Annotated in this window: 1 protein-coding gene; it reads left to right on the top strand. The window is 63.6% G+C overall.

The window, feature by feature from the left end:
- Nucleotides 1-493, top strand: a 493-nt coding sequence (gene cysD / locus SB4_RS17950; protein WP_153006323.1) for a sulfate adenylyltransferase subunit CysD, incomplete at its 5' end; no start/stop codon positions are given.
- Nucleotides 494-640: the final 147 nt, after the last annotated feature.

Genomic DNA, 640 nt, shown 5'->3' with positions numbered 1-640 from the left:
GGAGAAGAGCCGCGCGAAGGAGCGCGTCTTCTCCTTCCGCTCGGCCGCGCATGGCTGGGACCCCAAGGCGCAGCGGCCCGAGCTGTGGAACCTCTACAATAGCCGCATCCACAAGGGGGAGAGCATCCGCGTCTTCCCGCTGTCCAACTGGACCGAACTCGATATCTGGCAATATATCCTGCAAGAAGGCATCGAGATCGTGCCGCTCTATTTTGCTGCCCCCCGGCCGACGGTGGAGCGCGACGGAATGCTGCTGATGGTCGATGACGATCGTTTCCGCCTCAAGCCCGGCGAGGTGCCGGTCGAACGCTCGATCCGCTTCCGCACGCTTGGCTGCTATCCGCTGACCGGCGCCGTCGAGAGCGAGGCGGCCACCCTGTCCGAAGTTATCCAGGAAATGCTGCTGACCACCACGTCCGAGCGGCAGGGGCGCGCGATCGATCACGACCAGGCGGCCAGCATGGAGAAAAAGAAGCGCGAGGGGTATTTCTGAGATGACCGCCTATCAACCCGATGCGCTGATCGCCGCCGATATCGACGCCTATCTCGCTACGCACGCCGCCAAGTCGATGCTGCGCTTTATCACCTGCGGCTCGGTCGACGACGGCAAGTCGACGCTGATCGGGCGGCTGCTCTACGA

Origin of the sequence: Sphingomonas sanguinis, from assembly GCF_001476905.1 — a bacterium.
Classification (GTDB): Bacteria; Pseudomonadota; Alphaproteobacteria; order Sphingomonadales; family Sphingomonadaceae; genus Sphingomonas; species Sphingomonas sanguinis_B.
Note: the sequence above shows the minus strand (reverse complement) of the source record. Positions and strands in the feature narration are given on the sequence as shown.